10 protein-coding genes and 2 pseudogenes are annotated in these 15,120 nt (G+C 66.8%); 2 read left to right on the top strand and 10 right to left on the bottom strand.

Features of this window, described 5'->3' with window-relative positions; genetic code table 11:
- The first annotated feature begins 78 nt into the window (after positions 1-78).
- Entirely contained in the window at positions 79-2,964 is a 2,886-nt protein-coding gene (locus ACVOMH_RS02425; RefSeq protein ID WP_481550925.1) for a diguanylate cyclase, read from the top strand.
- A 31-nt stretch (positions 2,965-2,995) separates the two neighbouring features.
- On the opposite strand, the gene gdhA is transcribed toward ACVOMH_RS02425, so the two are convergent.
- The 10 genes and pseudogenes from gdhA to ilvC form a co-directional block, all read right to left on the bottom strand.
- Positions 2,996-4,339, bottom strand: a complete 1,344-nt coding sequence (gene gdhA / locus ACVOMH_RS02420) for an NADP-specific glutamate dehydrogenase (RefSeq protein ID WP_481550924.1) — start codon at positions 4,337-4,339, stop codon at positions 2,996-2,998.
- A gap of 123 nt (positions 4,340-4,462) precedes the next feature.
- Entirely contained in the window at positions 4,463-5,524 is a 1,062-nt protein-coding gene (gene leuB, locus ACVOMH_RS02415) for a 3-isopropylmalate dehydrogenase (protein WP_481550923.1), read from the bottom strand.
- Positions 5,514-6,092, bottom strand: coding sequence for a 3-isopropylmalate dehydratase small subunit (gene leuD / locus ACVOMH_RS02410; RefSeq protein ID WP_054657433.1), 579 nt, complete (start codon positions 6,090-6,092; stop codon positions 5,514-5,516). The genes leuB and leuD overlap by 11 nt, the downstream gene beginning before the upstream one ends.
- Positions 6,092-7,510 carry a 3-isopropylmalate dehydratase large subunit gene (gene leuC, locus ACVOMH_RS02405; protein WP_054657435.1) on the bottom strand — a complete coding sequence of 473 codons (1,419 nt, stop codon included), beginning with the start codon at positions 7,508-7,510 and terminating at the stop codon, positions 6,092-6,094. Before leuC ends, leuD begins: the two co-directional genes overlap by 1 nt.
- 35 nt (positions 7,511-7,545) lie before the next feature.
- Complete coding sequence (locus tag ACVOMH_RS02400) at positions 7,546-9,102, bottom strand: 2-isopropylmalate synthase (protein ID WP_057505590.1); 1,557 nt, start codon at positions 9,100-9,102, stop codon at positions 7,546-7,548.
- Entirely contained in the window at positions 9,099-10,199 is a 1,101-nt protein-coding gene (locus ACVOMH_RS02395) for a threonine dehydratase (RefSeq protein WP_481550922.1), read from the bottom strand. The genes ACVOMH_RS02400 and ACVOMH_RS02395 overlap by 4 nt, the downstream gene beginning before the upstream one ends.
- Before the next feature lie 111 nt (positions 10,200-10,310).
- A complete protein-coding gene (locus ACVOMH_RS02390; protein ID WP_054658906.1) occupies positions 10,311-10,562 on the bottom strand; it encodes an ACT domain-containing protein in 252 nt (83 codons plus the stop codon).
- Positions 10,546-11,739: pseudogene (locus ACVOMH_RS02385) on the bottom strand (thiamine pyrophosphate-dependent enzyme); the annotation flags it as partial. The gene ACVOMH_RS02390 and the pseudogene ACVOMH_RS02385, both read right to left, overlap by 17 nt.
- Positions 11,740-11,868: 129 nt before the next feature.
- A pseudogene (locus tag ACVOMH_RS02380) lies at positions 11,869-12,470 on the bottom strand (thiamine pyrophosphate-binding protein); the annotation flags it as partial.
- A 39-nt stretch (positions 12,471-12,509) separates the two neighbouring features.
- On the bottom strand, positions 12,510-13,484 hold the full coding sequence (gene ilvC / locus ACVOMH_RS02375) for a ketol-acid reductoisomerase (RefSeq protein WP_481550921.1): 975 nt from the start codon (positions 13,482-13,484) through the stop codon (positions 12,510-12,512).
- A 629-nt stretch (positions 13,485-14,113) separates the two neighbouring features.
- On the opposite strand from ilvC, the gene ACVOMH_RS02370 reads away from it, so the two are divergent.
- Positions 14,114-14,971 carry an AfsR/SARP family transcriptional regulator gene (locus ACVOMH_RS02370; protein WP_481550920.1) on the top strand — a complete coding sequence of 286 codons (858 nt, stop codon included), beginning with the start codon at positions 14,114-14,116 and terminating at the stop codon, positions 14,969-14,971.
- Positions 14,972-15,120: the final 149 nt, after the last annotated feature.

Here is a 15,120-nt window from a genome sequence, read left to right as displayed (position 1 = left end):
CGGGAGGCGGGTTTGGCGATTTCCCCACGTGATCGGTACTCCTGCCAACCGTGCGCGCCGGCGCGGCGGTGGACGCGGGTGTGGCTGGTCACGCTGGTGCTGGTGGTCGCCGGCTTTTTCCCGTCATGGGCCCAGGCCGGCCGGCACACCGTCGCCAGCTGGGATATGGCGCAGGGGCTGCCGCACAACCTGGTGCAGTCGCTGGCGCAGGGCACGGACGGCTTCATCTGGATCGGGACCTGGGAAGGTGTGGTCCGTTTCAACGGCCGCAGCTTTACCGTCTTCGACCGGCAGAACACCCCCGGGGTGGAGTTGTCCGGAATCCTGAGCATCCTTGCCGAGGCCGATGGCGCGATGCTGTTCGGAACCGCTTCCGACGGGGTTTACCGCTATCACAAGGGGGCATGGCAGCCGCTGGGCGGCGCCGATGCCCGGCAGTTGTCGGTGGTGGCGATGCTGCGTGACCACGACGGCTCGCTGTGGATCGCCACCAATGAACGTCTGCTGCGGCTCTCGGTGAGTGGTGTGCTGGAAGACGCCAGCGCGGCGATGGGCTTGCCGGTCGTCCCGGTCACCGCGCTGCGCCATGACCCGAGTGGCGGCATGCTGATCGCCACCGAGGTGGGGATCTTCCGTCTTGCGCAGCAACGCCTGCAGCCGTGGCGCAACAGCCAGGCATGGCGCGTGCGCGATCTGGTCGACGATGGTGCCGGCGGCTGGGTTGTGGCGGCCGATGACGGTATCCACTGGCTGCACGGCAACGGTCGCGTCGAACACCTCAAACGCGGCGAGCGGGTGGACGCGGTGCGCCGCGATGCTGCCGGTGCGCTGTGGATGAGTCTGTCCGCAGGCCGGCTCGAACGTTATGCCGATGGCGTGGTCGAGCGCCTGCCGGTGCATGGCCAGGTCAGTCCGGCGCTGTTGATCGATCGTGAGGGACTGGTGTGGTCGGGCAGCACCGATGGCCTGTTCCGGATCGACGAGGGGGCGGCCAGCGGGCTGACAGTCGCCGATGGCCTGCGCTCGAACTATATTCGCGCGGTGATGCAGACGCCCGATGGAGCGATCTGGATCGGCCATTCCGAAGGGCTGGAGCGCCAGTACAACGGGCAACTGGCCAAGGTGCCGCTGCTTGCGGATGCGCAGCGCGATGCTTCGGTGCTGGCGCTGGCCCAACGCGACCAAACCCTATGGGTAGGCACCTACAACCAGGGCGTGTTCGCGCTGGACAGCAACGGGCGTATCCAGCAGCGGGTGACGCTGCCGGGACTGGTGCAGCCGCTCGTGCGCGCGCTGCTGGCCGAGGCCGATGGCACCGTGTGGATTGGTTGCGCCGACGGGTTGTACCGGTACCGTCACGGTAGCCTGCGCCACTACGGGACGCTGGACGGCTTGCCGCCAGCGGCGGCGGTGCATGCGCTGTACCGTGATCAGGCCGGCGTATTGTGGATCGGCACCAGCAACGGCATGGCCTCGCTCGATGCGGCGCAAAAGCTCCGGGTATGGCCGGCAAACGCGGCCGATTTCCCGGCGCGGTACGTGTTCGACTTCCTGGGCGATGCCAACGGCGACCTGTGGATCGCGACCGACCATGGCCTGCTGCGGCGTCGGGGATTGTCGATCCAGGCCTTCGATCACGCCCGCGGGCTGCCGCGCGACAAGATCTTCCGCATTCTCGATGACGGGCAGAACCATCTGTGGCTGTCCAGCAATCAAGGTGTGTTCCGCCTGGATCGCAATGATCTGGTCGGCGTGGCGGCCGGCGCGCGTGCGCAGCTGGCGGTCCACGTCGTGGATCATACCGACGGCATGCCCAGCCGCCAGACCAACGGCGCCTCCTCACCGTCCAGCTGGATGACCGACCAGGGACAGCTGCTGTTTGCGACATCGGGCGGCTTGGCCGTGATCGATCCGCAACGCGTGGGACAGCAGCGTCTGCAGACCGCGCCGGTTGCCATCGAGAGCGTCATCGTCGATGGCGCGCAGCAGCAGATGCGTGAGCGCTACCAGCTTCCCAGCGAGGTCGAACGCATCGGGGTCGCCTACAGCGGGCTGGGCTTCCGCGCGCCGGACAAGATGCGCTACCGCTACCGGCTGGAGGGTTTCGACGCGGACTGGGTAGACGCCGATACACGCACCGAAGCGGTCTACACCAACCTTCCACCGGGCAGTTACCGGCTGCGCATACAGGCGATGGCGCTGCCGCTGGACTGGGCCGATGCCGCGCGGATTGGCGAGACCGTATTGACGCTGGAAGTGGCCACGCCCTACTGGCGGCGGCCCTGGGCACTGGCCCTGCTGGCGCTGGCGCTGATCGGCCTGGTAGTGGCACTCATCAGCTGGCGGACGGCCAGCTATCGACGCCGGCAGCGGCAACTCGATGACGAGATCGCGGTGAGGACGCAGGAGCTGAGCGAGAAAAACCGAGCGCTGGAGCAGGCCGATGCCGAACGGGACGCGCTGCTGAAACGGCTGGCCCATCAGGCCACCCACGATGCGTTGACCGGATTGCCGAACCGTCGCGCCGCCGACGCGCATCTGCAGCTGGCCTTGCGTGACGATCCGGCCTCGCCGTTGACCGTGGCGCTGGTCGATATCGACCACTTCAAACGCATCAATGACGTCTACGGCCACGAGGTGGGTGATCGTGTGCTGCGGGATGTGGCGTGGCTGTTGCAGTTGCAGCTGGGCGAGGGGCAGTTCATCTCCCGCCATGGTGGCGAGGAATTCCTGATCGTGCTGCGCGGAATGGGGTTGAGCGAGGCGTTGCCGGTGCTGCAGGCGCTGCGTACGCGGGTTGCGCGTCTGCGGCTGGAGGATGTGGATGCGGAGGCGACGATCACCGTCAGTATCGGTGCCGCCGAGCGCGGGCCGGGGCAGGAGACGACGCACACGCTGATCGCCGCTGCGGATCGACAGCTGTACCGGGCCAAGAATACGGGCCGCAATCGCGTCCTGTCCTGAGCGTTCCGGGCCAGGACGCGATCCGCACGGGTCAGTACAGGCCCTGGGCCAGCATCGCGTCGGCCACTTTGACGAAACCGGCGATATTGGCGCCGTCGACATAGTTGACGCTGCCATCTTTGCGCACGCCATGTTGCACGCAGTTGGCGTGGATCTCCTTCATGATCACGTGCAGGCGTTCATCGACATCGGCGTGACGCCAGGACAGTCGCAGCGCGTTCTGTGACATCTCCAGGCCCGAGGTGGCCACGCCGCCGGCATTGCTGGCCTTGCCGGGTGCATACAGCGTGCCGGCCTGCAGGAACACCTCCACCGCCTCCAGCGTCGAGGGCATGTTGGCGCCTTCGGCCACGCACAGCACGCCGTTGTGGACCAGGGTGCGCGCATCGGTTTCGTCCAGCTCGTTCTGGGTCGCGCAGGGCAGGGCGATATCGGCCGGGATGTGCCAGGGCCGGCGGTCCACCAGGAATTCGAAGCGGGGATCGTCGGCCAGCTCGGCCAGGCGGCCACGACGCTCGTTCTTCAATGCCATCACATCCAGCAGGCCCTGCTCATCGAAACCATCGCGCGCATACAGCGTGCCGCCGGAGTCGGAGAAAGTGAGCACGCGCGCGCCCAGATCGGCCGCCTTGGCGGCAGCGTACTGGGCAACGTTGCCCGAGCCGGACACCAGCACCTTGGCCCCATGGGTCTGGCGTCTGGCATGGTGCAGCATCTGCTCGACGAAGTAGACCGTGCCATAGCCGGTGGCCTCCGGGCGCATCAGGCTGCCACCGTAGGCCAGGCCCTTGCCGGTGAACACACACGAGGCATCGTTGCTGAGTTTCTTCATCATGCCGGCCATGAAGCCGACTTCGCGTGCGCCCACCCCGATATCTCCGGCTGGAACATCGGTATTGGGGCCGAGATGGCGGTGCAGCTCCAGCATCAGCGCCTGGCAGAAGCGCATCACTTCGCCGTCGCTCTTGCCCTTGGGATCGAAATCCGCGCCGCCCTTGCCACCCCCCATCGGCAGGGTGGTCAGTGCGTTCTTGAAGGTCTGCTCGAACGCCAGGAACTTCAGGATCGACAGGTTCACCGAGGGATGAAAGCGCATGCCGCCCTTGAACGGACCGATCGCCGAGCTGTGCTGTACGCGCCAGGCGCGATTGACGTGGGTCTGGCCGTGGTCGTCCGTCCAGGTCACGCGGAACTGGATCACGCGTTCGGGCTCGACCAGCCGTTCCAGCATGCCGTACTGCAGGTACTTGGGATTCTGCTGCAGGAACGGCCACAGGCTGAGCATCACTTCCTTTGCCGCCTGCAGGAATTCGGGCTGGTAAGGGTCGCGCTTGGCCACATGGGCCAGGAAGTCGTCGGGAGTGCGATAGTTCAAGGGCGTTCCTTTCAGGAGAGGGACTTGAAGCAACAAGTCCAAATGTGGAGGGAGCGTGCAATCCACCGGGCGGAAACGGGCCGCCAAAACAAAGACGCGGCCGATGGCCGCGTCCAGGTAAAGCTAGTTCAGCTGCGCAAGCACCGCCTGCGCGGCCTGTTGCGTGGACAGCGCCTGTCCCTGTGCCGCCAGGTCGGCGGTGAAATGGCCCGCATCCAGCGCGGCGCTGACCGCCTGCTCGATGGCGGCCGCCTCGGCCTCCAGTCCCAGCGAGTGGCGCAGCAGCATGGCCGCGCTGAGGATGGTGGCGTAGGGGTTGGCGATCCCCTTGCCGGCGATATCCGGGGCCGAGCCATGGATCGGCTCAAAGATGCCGACCTGGCCCTGTTCGCCGAGCGAGGCCGACGGCAGCAGGCCCAGCGAGCCGGCCAGCATCGAGGCTTCGTCGGTGAGGATGTCGCCGAACATGTTCTCGGTGACGATCACATCGTAAGCGCGCGGCTTGGCGATCAGGTGCATGGCCATCGAATCGACCAGCTGGTGTTCCAGTTCCACGTCCGGGAATTCCTCGCGGCCGATGCGGGCGGCGATGTCCCGCCACAGCCGCGAGGTTTCCAGCACATTGGCCTTGTCCACCGAGGTCAGCTTGCCACGACGTTGCTGGGCAAGACGGAAGGCGCTGCGCAGCACGCGTTCGATTTCGACCGTGGTGTAGCGGCACAGATCGCTGGCGCTGTCGGCATCGCGGGTCTTGTCGCCGAAATAGATGCCGCCGGTGAGCTCGCGCACGACCACGAAGTCCACGTCCCGCAGCAGCTCGGCCTTGATCGGCGAGGCGTGCAACGCCGCGGGATGGGTACGCACCGGACGCAGGTTGGCGAACAGCCCCAGCGCCTTGCGAATGGCCAGCAGGCCCTGCTCCGGACGCACCTTGGCATTGGGATCGGACCACTTGGGGCCACCCACGGCGCCGAGCAGCACCGCATCGGCCTTGCGGCAGGCCTCCAGCGTGGCCGGCGGCAACGGCTGGCCGTGCGTGTCGATGGCGATGCCGCCGATATCGTGTTCGACAAAGTTGAAGCTGTGGCCGAAGCGGGTGGCGATGGCTTTGAGCACATCGACCGCGGCGGCGGTGATTTCAGGGCCGATGCCGTCACCCGGCAATACGACGATTTCAGCGTGCATGTTCACTCTCGTAACGTTCGATTTCAGTCGTACGGCCCAGCAGGTAACCCAGCTGGTCAACGCCTTCGAGCAGGCAGGTCTGCGAGAAGCCGTCCAGCGGGAACGGATAGGCCTTGCCACTGGAAGTGCGCAGCTCGCGCGCGGCCACATCCACGGTCAGCTCGTCATCCGGGTTCTGCATCAGCGCTTGCACGTCGGCCTCGTCCAGCACAATCGGCAGCAGCCCGTTCTTCAGCGCGTTGCCACGGAAGATATCGGCGATCTCGCTGCTGACGATGGCGCTCAGTCCCAGATCGGTCAGCGCCCACGGCGCATGTTCGCGCGAGGAGCCGCAGCCGAAGTTGCGCCCGGCCAGCAGGATCGAACGCCCGGCGTTCTGCGGCTGGTTGAAGGCGAATTCCGGGTTCGGCGAGCCATCGGCCTGCCAGCGCCAGTCGTTGAACGCATGCTTGCCCAGACCGGCACGCTCGGTGGTGGACAGGAAACGCGCCGGGATGATCTGGTCGGTGTCGATATTGGTCTGGCGCAGCACCACGCTGCGCGAAACGATGCGGGTCAGTGCGGCCATCACGCCACCTCCTTGGCAAACAGCTCACGCGGGTCGGCGACACGGCCGTTCACCGCCGCCCACGCCGCGCTCATCGGCGATGCCAGCAAGGTACGCGAACCGGGGCCCTGACGTCCTTCGAAATTGCGGTTGCTGGTGCTCACCGCCAGCTGGCCGGGGGCCACCAGATCGCCGTTCATGGCGATGCACATCGAGCAGCCCGGCTCGCGCCATTCAGCACCGGCCGCACGCACAACTTCGTGGATGCCTTCGGCCTCGGCCTCGCGTTTGACGATTTCCGAGCCCGGCACCACCAGCATGCGCACGCCATCGGCGATGCGGCGGCCGCGCAGCACCTGTGCCACTTCGCGCATGTCGCTCAGCCGGCCATTGGTGCAGGAACCAACGAACACCACGTCCACCGGCGTGCCGATCAAACTGTGGCCGGCTTCGAATTTCATGTAATCCAGGCCCTTCTGCGCGGCGGCGTCGTTGGCGGCCGGGATCGGCGCATCCACCGCGATCGCGGTTCCGGGATGTGTGCCCCAGGTCAGGGTCGGACGGATGTCGCCGGCATCGATATGGACTTCGCTGTCGAAGTGCGCGGCCTCGTCACTGTTTAACGACGCCCAGTACGCCACGGCCTTGTCGAAGTCGGCGTCCTTGGGGCCGCGCGGGGTCCTGGCAATCCAGTCGAAGGTGACCTGGTCCGGTGCGACCATGCCGGCGCGGGCGCCGGCTTCGATCGACATGTTGCACAGGGTCATGCGCTGCTCCATGTCCATCGCGCGGATTGCCGAGCCGCGGAATTCCAGCACATGGCCGGTGCCGCCGTTGACCCCGATCACGCCGATGATATGCAGCACCACGTCCTTGGCGCCCACGCCCGGGGCCAGTTCGCCATCGACGGTGATGGCCATGGTCCTGGCTTTGCGCTGCAGCAGGCACTGCGTGGCCAGCACATGGCCGACTTCGCTGGTGCCGATACCGAAGGCCAGCGCGCCGAACGCGCCGTGGGTGGAGGTGTGGCTGTCACCACAGACGATGGTCATGCCTGGCTGGGTGAAGCCCTGCTCCGGGGCGATGACGTGGACGATGCCACGGCTGGCCGAGGCCATGTCGAACAGTTCGATGCCGTATTCGGCGCAGTTCTTGGCGAGGGTTTCGACCTGCGCTTCGGAGGCCTTGCTGGCGTAGGGCAGCGTGCCGTCCGGACCGGCCGGCAGGGTCGGCGTGGAGTGGTCCATCGTCGCCTTGGTGCGATCCGGCCGGCGCGGCTTCAGCCCGCGCTCGCGCAGCTCGGTGAAGGCCTGCGGCGAGGTCACTTCATGGATCAGGTGCAGGTCGATATACAGCACGGCCGGCGCGCTGTCGGATTCGGGGACCACGACGTGGGCATCCCACAGTTTGTCGTACAGGGTTTTGGGTGCGGCGCTCATCAGTTCGTTCCGTTGCCTATGTTCTGCCGTCGCGCTCAGGCGCTGACGGCTTCCTCGCAGGTGCTGCTTTCGCGATGGCGCAGCAGGCGATTGGTGACATCCAGCCAGGCAAGTGCGCTGGCTTCGATGATGTCGCGGCTGGTGCCGGTGCCTTCGAGGATCTCGCCTTCGTGGCGCACGCTCAGGTTGGCCTCACCGCGCGCATCGGCACCGATGCCGACACTGTGCACATGGTAGCTGTCCAGGGTCAGTTGCACGCCGGTGGCCGCCGACAGCGCCGAGAACAGCGCATCGACCGGGCCATCGCCCTGTGCGGTCTCGGACACGCGGTTGCCTTCCGGATCGGACAGCTCGACCAGCGCATTGGCGCGGCTGCCGACGTCGCTGATGGTCATCGAGGCCAGGCGGTAGCCGTCGCTGCTGGAGGTGCCCTGCATCAGGGTCTGCAGGTCGGCATCGGTGACCACCCGCTGCTGCTCGCACAGGGCCTTGAACTGCTCGAAGACCAGCTTCAGCTCTTCCTCTTCCAGCAGGTAGCCCAGCGCCCGCAGCCGTGCCTCGACCGCGGCGCGGCCGCTGTGGCGGCCCAGCACCATCTGCGAGGATTCCCAGCCCACGTCTTCTGGACGCATGATCTCGTAGGTGTTGCGGTTGCGCAGCATGCCGTGCTGGTGGATGCCGGACTCGTGCGCGAAGGCGTTGGCGCCGACGATGGCCTTGTTGCGCTGGACCGGCATGCCGACCAGGCGCTGCAGCAGCTGCGAGGTGGGCACGATGCGGCGGGTGTCGAAGCCGGTATCGAAGTTGTTGTAGAAGGCGTTGCGGACTTTCAGCACCATCGCGATTTCTTCCAGCGCGCAGTTGCCGGCGCGCTCGCCGATGCCGTTGATCGAGCCTTCCACCTGGCGCGCCCCTCCTTCGATCGCGGCCAGCGAGTTGGCTACCGCCAGACCCAGGTCATTGTGGCAGTGGGTGCTGAACACCACTTTGTCGGCACCGGCCGCATTGGCGATGACATGCTGGAACATCGCACGGATTTCTTCCGGCGTGGTGAAGCCGACGGTGTCGGGCAGGTTGATGGTGCTTGCGCCGGCAGCGATGGCGACCTGGGCGACTTCGGTCAGGAAGTCCAGTTCGGTGCGGGTGGCGTCTTCGGCGGAGAACTCGATGTCATCCAGATAGCCGCGCGCCATGCTCACATGCCTGTGCACCGATTCCAGCACCTGCTCCCGGCTCATGCGCAGCTTGTGCTCGCGATGCAGCGGGCTGGTCGACAGGAACACGTGCAGGCGCGGGCGTGCTGCAGCCTCCAGCGCCTTGACCGAGGTTTCGATATCGCCGGCCAGACAGCGCGACAGCACCGCCAGCACCGGCTGGCGCACTTCGCGGCCGATCAGGGCCATGGCGTCGCGGTCGGACTGCGAACTTGCGGGGAAGCCGGTTTCGATCACGTCCACGCCCAGTTCCGCCAGCGCCCTTGCCATCACCAGCTTCTGCGGTGGCGTCATGCTGCAGCCGGGTGATTGCTCACCGTCACGCAGGGTCGTGTCGAAGATGGTAATTCGCGGGGTGTTGTTGGTTGGAGTATTCACCAGAGGGTCTCCTCGACTGCGGCGGTAACGGAAAGATTGGGGATGTCGGCTTTGGCGGTGCGCGAGGCCGGTATGACGGCGCGGCTTCTAAGTCGCTCGGTATTGCGTTGCCGCGGCTTGCGCGGCGGGCGCGGTCGGACTTCCGACAGCAGCATGGACAGCACCGCGGCATCGATGTTGCCGCCGGACACCACCGCGCACTTGCGCTTGCCGGCCACGCGGCGACCGGCGGCCAGGGCCAGCGCACCGGCGCCTTCGGCGATCAGGTGTTCTTCCAGCGCCAGCCGCACCAGGGTTTCACGCAGCTCCGCTTCGCGCACGATGACCACGTCGTCGAGCAGGCTGGCGCACAGGCGGCGGGTTAGGAAGCCGGGAATCTTGACCTTGACCCCGTCGGCCAGGGTCGGCACCGGATCGATTTCGCGCACATCGCCGCGGATCGCCCGGGCCATCGAATCGACGCCCTCGACCTGGGCCCCGATGATGCGCACGCCCTGCGACTTCAGGGCCAGTGCCACGCCGGAGGCCAGGCCGCCACCGCCGATCGGCACGATCACCACGTCCGGGGCATGCGGGGCCAGCTCGATGCCCAGCGTGCCCTGGCCGGCGATCACATCCGGATCATCGAAGGCGGACAGAAAGCGGTAGCCGTTCTGTTCGGCCAGCTCGCGGGCGAAGGCGAAGGCTTCGTCGTAGCTGTTGCCGTGCTGGCGCACGGTGGCGCCCCAGTGCTGGACGCCGGCAATCTTGGTGGCCGGTGCGCCGTGCGGCATCACCGTGATGGCCTGCACGCCCAGCCGGTGCGAAGCCCAGGCCACGCCCTGGGCATGATTACCCGCGGAGGCGCAGATCACGGTGCGGTCGTCGCCGCGCTCCAGCGCCGCCAGCATCGCGTTGAGCGCGCCCCGAACCTTGTAGGAGCCGGTGCGCTGCAGGTTTTCCAGCTTCAACCAGGTGCCGAAACGCTCGGCATAGTGCAGCGGGGTGGGCGGCAGGAAGCGGCGCAGACGCGCCTGGGCGGCCAGCACATCGGCGACGCTGACGTGGATGTCGCCAGCGTACGCGGCAGTTGCAACGGGGCGGCCACGGTCAGCCATGTACGTGGCCGTCACCGCGGACGGACGGGCCGCGTTGCCGATGCCCGGATGGAAGAAGACGCCTCCGCAGGCTGCGGCGGCGTACTACCGGTACGCCACTTACCTCGCTGCTCATACCGGGGTACCCGCTACCGGTACCACCTGTACCGATTCGCAGTCGTAAACCTTGCGCAGCTGGTGGCACAGCGTTTCCGGCGGACGTGTGCCATGGATGTCCATCTGCACATGCCAGCGGCCGGCATCGTCGGCGTTGCGGTTGCCGGCGATGTTGCTGGGCGAAAAACCACGGCGTTCGACCATGCCGATCACGCGCACCAGCGCGCCTTCGGCCGGCTTCAGCACCAGGTCAAGCCGGTATTGCATTGGAACTCTCCTGCGTTGCCTTGGCGTGGGCGGGGTTGCTGTCGAGCATGGTGCTGTTGGCGTTGTTGGGCGGCACCAGTGGCCAGACATTGGCGCGGGCATCGATGGACACATGCAGCAGTGCCGGGCCGGGCGTGTCCAGCAGCGCGGCCAGCGCATCCTCGACCTGCGCGCGCTGGGTGATGCGGGTGGCGGGAATGCCGAACACCTGCGCCAGCGCGGCGAAATCCGGGTTGTCGGACAGGTCGATCTCGCTGTAACGCTCGGCGAAGAACAGTTCCTGCCACTGGCGCACCATGCCCAGCGAGGAGTTGTCCAGCAGCACGATCTTCACCGGCAGGCGGCAGCGGGCGATGGTGACCAGCTCCTGCACGTTCATCATGAAACTGCCATCGCCGGAGACCAGCACCACGGTGCGCTCCGGGCAGGCGAACTGTGCGCCCATCGCCGCCGGAAGGCCGAAGCCCATCGTGCCCAGCGCGCCAGAGGTCAGGTGGTTGCGCGGGTGGTTGAAGCGGCAATGCTGCGCCACCCACATCTGGTGCTGGCCGACGTCGCAGGCGATCACGGTGTCGGCTGGCGCCACTTCGCTCAGCCGCTTGAGCAGCGCCGGCGCGTAGATGTCCTGGCCTGGGGCGTCGTAGCGGGCGGTGAACTTCTCGCGGTTGGCCGCGCAGCGGGCGCGCCAGGCGTTGCAGTTGCCGCGCAGGGGAGTCAGTGCCCGCAGCGCGGTGGCGACATTGCCTGGAATGGCGACATCGACGCTGCGCAGCTTGGCGATCTCATAGGCATCGGCATCCAGGTGGATGACGCGGGCGAAAGGGGCGAACTCGGTCAGCTTGCCGGTGGCGCGATCATCGAAACGGGCGCCGACCACGATCAGCAGGTCCGATTCCTGCACCGCCATGTTGGCCGCCCGGGTGCCGTGCATGCCGAGCATGCCCAGGTACTGCGGATGATTGGCCGGCAGCGCGCCCAGACCACGCAGGGTCAGCACGGTCGGAATACCGGAGGCTTCGACGAACTGGCGGAACTCGCCGACCGCATCGGCCAAGCCGATGCCGCCGCCGCCGTAGATGACGGGCTTCTCGGCCGCGGGGGGGGGGGGGGGAGCCCCCGGCCCCCCCCCCCCCCCCCCCCCCGCCGCCCTCCCCCCCCCCCCCCCCCCCACCCCCGCCCTGCGCCCCCCCCCCCACCCCCCCCCCCCCCCCCCCCCCCCCCCCCCCCCCCCCCCCCCCCCCCCCCCCCCCGCTGCCGCCCGCCCGCGCTTTTTTGGGGGGTTGGGGGGGGGGGTTTTTTTTTGGCCCGCCGCGCGGCCAGACGCTCCGCCTCCGGCGCCGGCACCGGATCCACCGTGGCCGGCCTGTGATCGGGCAGATGCGAGGCATCGGCCAGCTGCACGTCCTTGGGCAGGTCGATCAGCACCGGACCGGGCCGTCCTTCGCGGGCGACACGGAATGCTTCGGCCACCACCTGTGGCAGTTCCTCGACACTGCGCACCAGCCAGCTGTGCTTGACGATCGGCATGGTCATGCCGAACACATCCAGTTCCTGGAACGCATCGGTACCCAGTAGCGGGGTGCCGACCTGGCCGGTCAGGCACACCATCGGTACCGAATCGAGCATCGCATCGGCGATACCGGTGACCAGGTTGGACGCACCGGGGCCGGAGGTGGCCACGCAGACACCGACCTTGCCGCTTGCGCGGGCGTAACCGTTGGCGGCCAGCGCCGCGCCCTGCTCGTGGCGTACCAGGATGTGCTTGAGGCTGGAGTCCACCAATGCGTCATAGAACGGCATGATGGTGCCGCCCGGGTAGCCGAACAGCGTTTGCACGCCTTCGGCTTCCAGGGCCTGCGTCAGCCAGCGTGCGCCATTGCGCGGCGCACCGGGGGTGGATGTGTTCATGCAGCGACCTTTGCCTGTTGCGGGTGGGGGACCGCGGGGTTACGCGTTCTGTGCTTGCAGCCAGACCATCTTGGCGCGGAGCTCCTTGCCCACCTTTTCGATCGGATGGTCCATGTCGGCCTGCTGGAACTTCCTGTAGTTCGGCAGCCCGGCTTCGTACTCGGCTTCCCAGTTCCGGGTGAAGGTGCCGTTCTGGATGTCGGTCAGCACGTCCTTCATGCGTGCCTTCACCGAGGCGTCGATCACGCGCGGACCGGAGACGAAATCGCCGTACTGGGCGGTTTCGGAGATGAACTCCAGCATGCGGGTGATGCCGCCTTCGTAGAACAGGTCCACGATCAGCTTCAGTTCGTGCAGCACTTCGTAGTAGGCGATTTCCGGCTGGTAGCCGGCTTCCACCAGCGTCTCGAAGCCGGCCTGCACCAGCGCCGAGGCACCGCCGCACAGCACGGCCTGCTCGCCGAACAGGTCGGTTTCGGTCTCTTCCTTGAAGGTGGTCTTGATGATGTTGGCGCGGGCGCCGCCCAGCCCGGCGGCGTAGGCCAGGGCCAGCTGCTCGGCCTTGCCGCTGGTGTCCTGGTGGACCGCATAGATGCACGGCACGCCACGGCCGATTTCATACTCGCGACGCACCAGTGCGCCCGGGCCCTTCGGTGCGACCAGCACCACGTCCAGATCGGCGCGCGGCTCGATCATGCCGAAATGCACGTTCAGGCCGTGCGCGAACAGCAGGCAGGCGCCAAGCTTCATGTTCGGCGCCAGCACCTCGTTGTACAGCTTCTTCTGCACCATGTCCGGGGTCAGCACGGCGACCAGATCGGCGTCCTTGACCGCTTCGGCCGGGCTCTTGACGGTGAAGCCGTCGGCCTGGGCCTTGACCTCGGTGGGGCCACCGGCGCGCAGGCCGACGACCACGTCGAAGCCGGATTCACGCAGGTTCATGGCATGGGCGCGGCCTTGGCTGCCGTAACCGACGACGGCGATTTTGATCTGGGGCAGTTCGTTGGTGCTCATGGTGCTTGGGTTCCTTGCAATGAAGAGAGACTGCAGAAATGAAAACGGCCGTTGCGTCAGGACGCAGCGGCCGGGGCGGGCGGGGCAGACACCATGCAGGTGGCAGCGCTGCAGGTGGCAGCGTTGGTGGTGTGTTTGCGGGTGGTGTCAGGGGTCGGAGACATGGTTTCAGATGAAATAGAAGCTGGAAACGAAAAACCCCGCACCGGGGTCGGCGCGGGGTCTTTGATCGAATCTGGCCGTTTTCTGCTACGCGCCAGCTCGTCCCGCACCTGTGGGTTCGGTAATAAGTACGAGTACAAGCAGCGATGCCGCGACCGGAGTCGGGCTCGATGACAGGTGGGCGGCGGTGGTGTGGCGTTGCAACATGGAACCGAGATAACCATCCCCACGGTGCGCATGTCAACGCTTGCAGATGTGATCACCGGCAATGGGCCGGCAATGCCCGCCACAGCGGCTTGGTTGCTCTTGAAACTGAGTGCCTGCACGGAATTCAGCGGACCTGGTTGCGCGGAAAGCCGCGCCCGCGACACGCGGTTCAAGAAAATTGGGGGGTCGATGATCGGATTCCGACGCTTTTGCCGGTTTAACAAGTACAGGGCAATTTCTGTTTTGGACCGGGGGAACTCATGGCATTGGATTTGGAGCGGGAGACGAGGCATGGCTGCGGTGCCCCGTGCAACAGCGCGTTCACTGACCGCGGAGCGGCGCTGGTGCCGCTGATGGCCTCCGGCGACGGGCTGCCGGCGCCGATCATCTATCGCAAGGGCTGGGCGCTGCTGGGCTATCTGGCGGTGGAGTCCAATCGCATGCACTCGCGGGTCGCGCTGGCAGCGCTGCTGTGGCCCACCCTGGGTGAAAGCAGCGCGCTGACCAACCTGCGCCAGGTGCTGAGCAACCTCAACCGCTTCTGCACGGCCAGGCTGGGGCCGGACATCCTGCGTATCGAACGCACCGCCGTCGGCCTGGTGCGCAGCGAGGCGCCGCGGTTCGACATTGATCTGCTGCTGGCCGCGCCATGCCAGTCGTTGCACCTGTTGACCGAGCAGCGTGTCTTCATGGAGGGCATGGACGACATCGCCGATTCCAACTTCCAGTCATGGCTGGAAACCACCCGGCAGATGCTGGAGGCCCGCCTGGTTGGTGCGGCGGAGAATTGCTGTGATGGACTGTTGGTGGCCGAACAGTGGGAGCGGGCCATCGATGTGGCCCGCGCGCTGAGTCTGCGTGACCCGTGGAACAACGCGCATGCCCGCCGGCTGATGCACGCCCATGCCGGCTGTGGATTGCACAGTGTGGCGGTGACGATCTACCAGCATTTCGAGTTGGAGCTTCAGCGGGAGCTGGGCCTGGAGCCGGATGTGGAAACCCGGCGGCTGTTTACCCGCATATCCAGTGGTTCGGCTGCTCAGCGCCGTGCTCCCTCGCCGGTGGCGGTAGCGGCCGGAATCAGGGCGGCGAAGACCGGTTTGCGTATGGCCGGCTGAACCCGCGGCTGCTCCTGTCATGTTGCTCCCGATGGCAGCCCTATGGCTGCCATTTCCATTTGCCTGCAATGCGCCGGTCCGCGTCAGGGCGCGTGCGCGGAGTCTGCCTGGCGCCGCTGGGGGCGTAGCGCCAGCACCTCCATGGCCCT

The organism is Stenotrophomonas sp. STEN013 (genome assembly GCF_056760355.1).
This window is presented reverse-complemented; position numbering and strand designations above follow the sequence as displayed.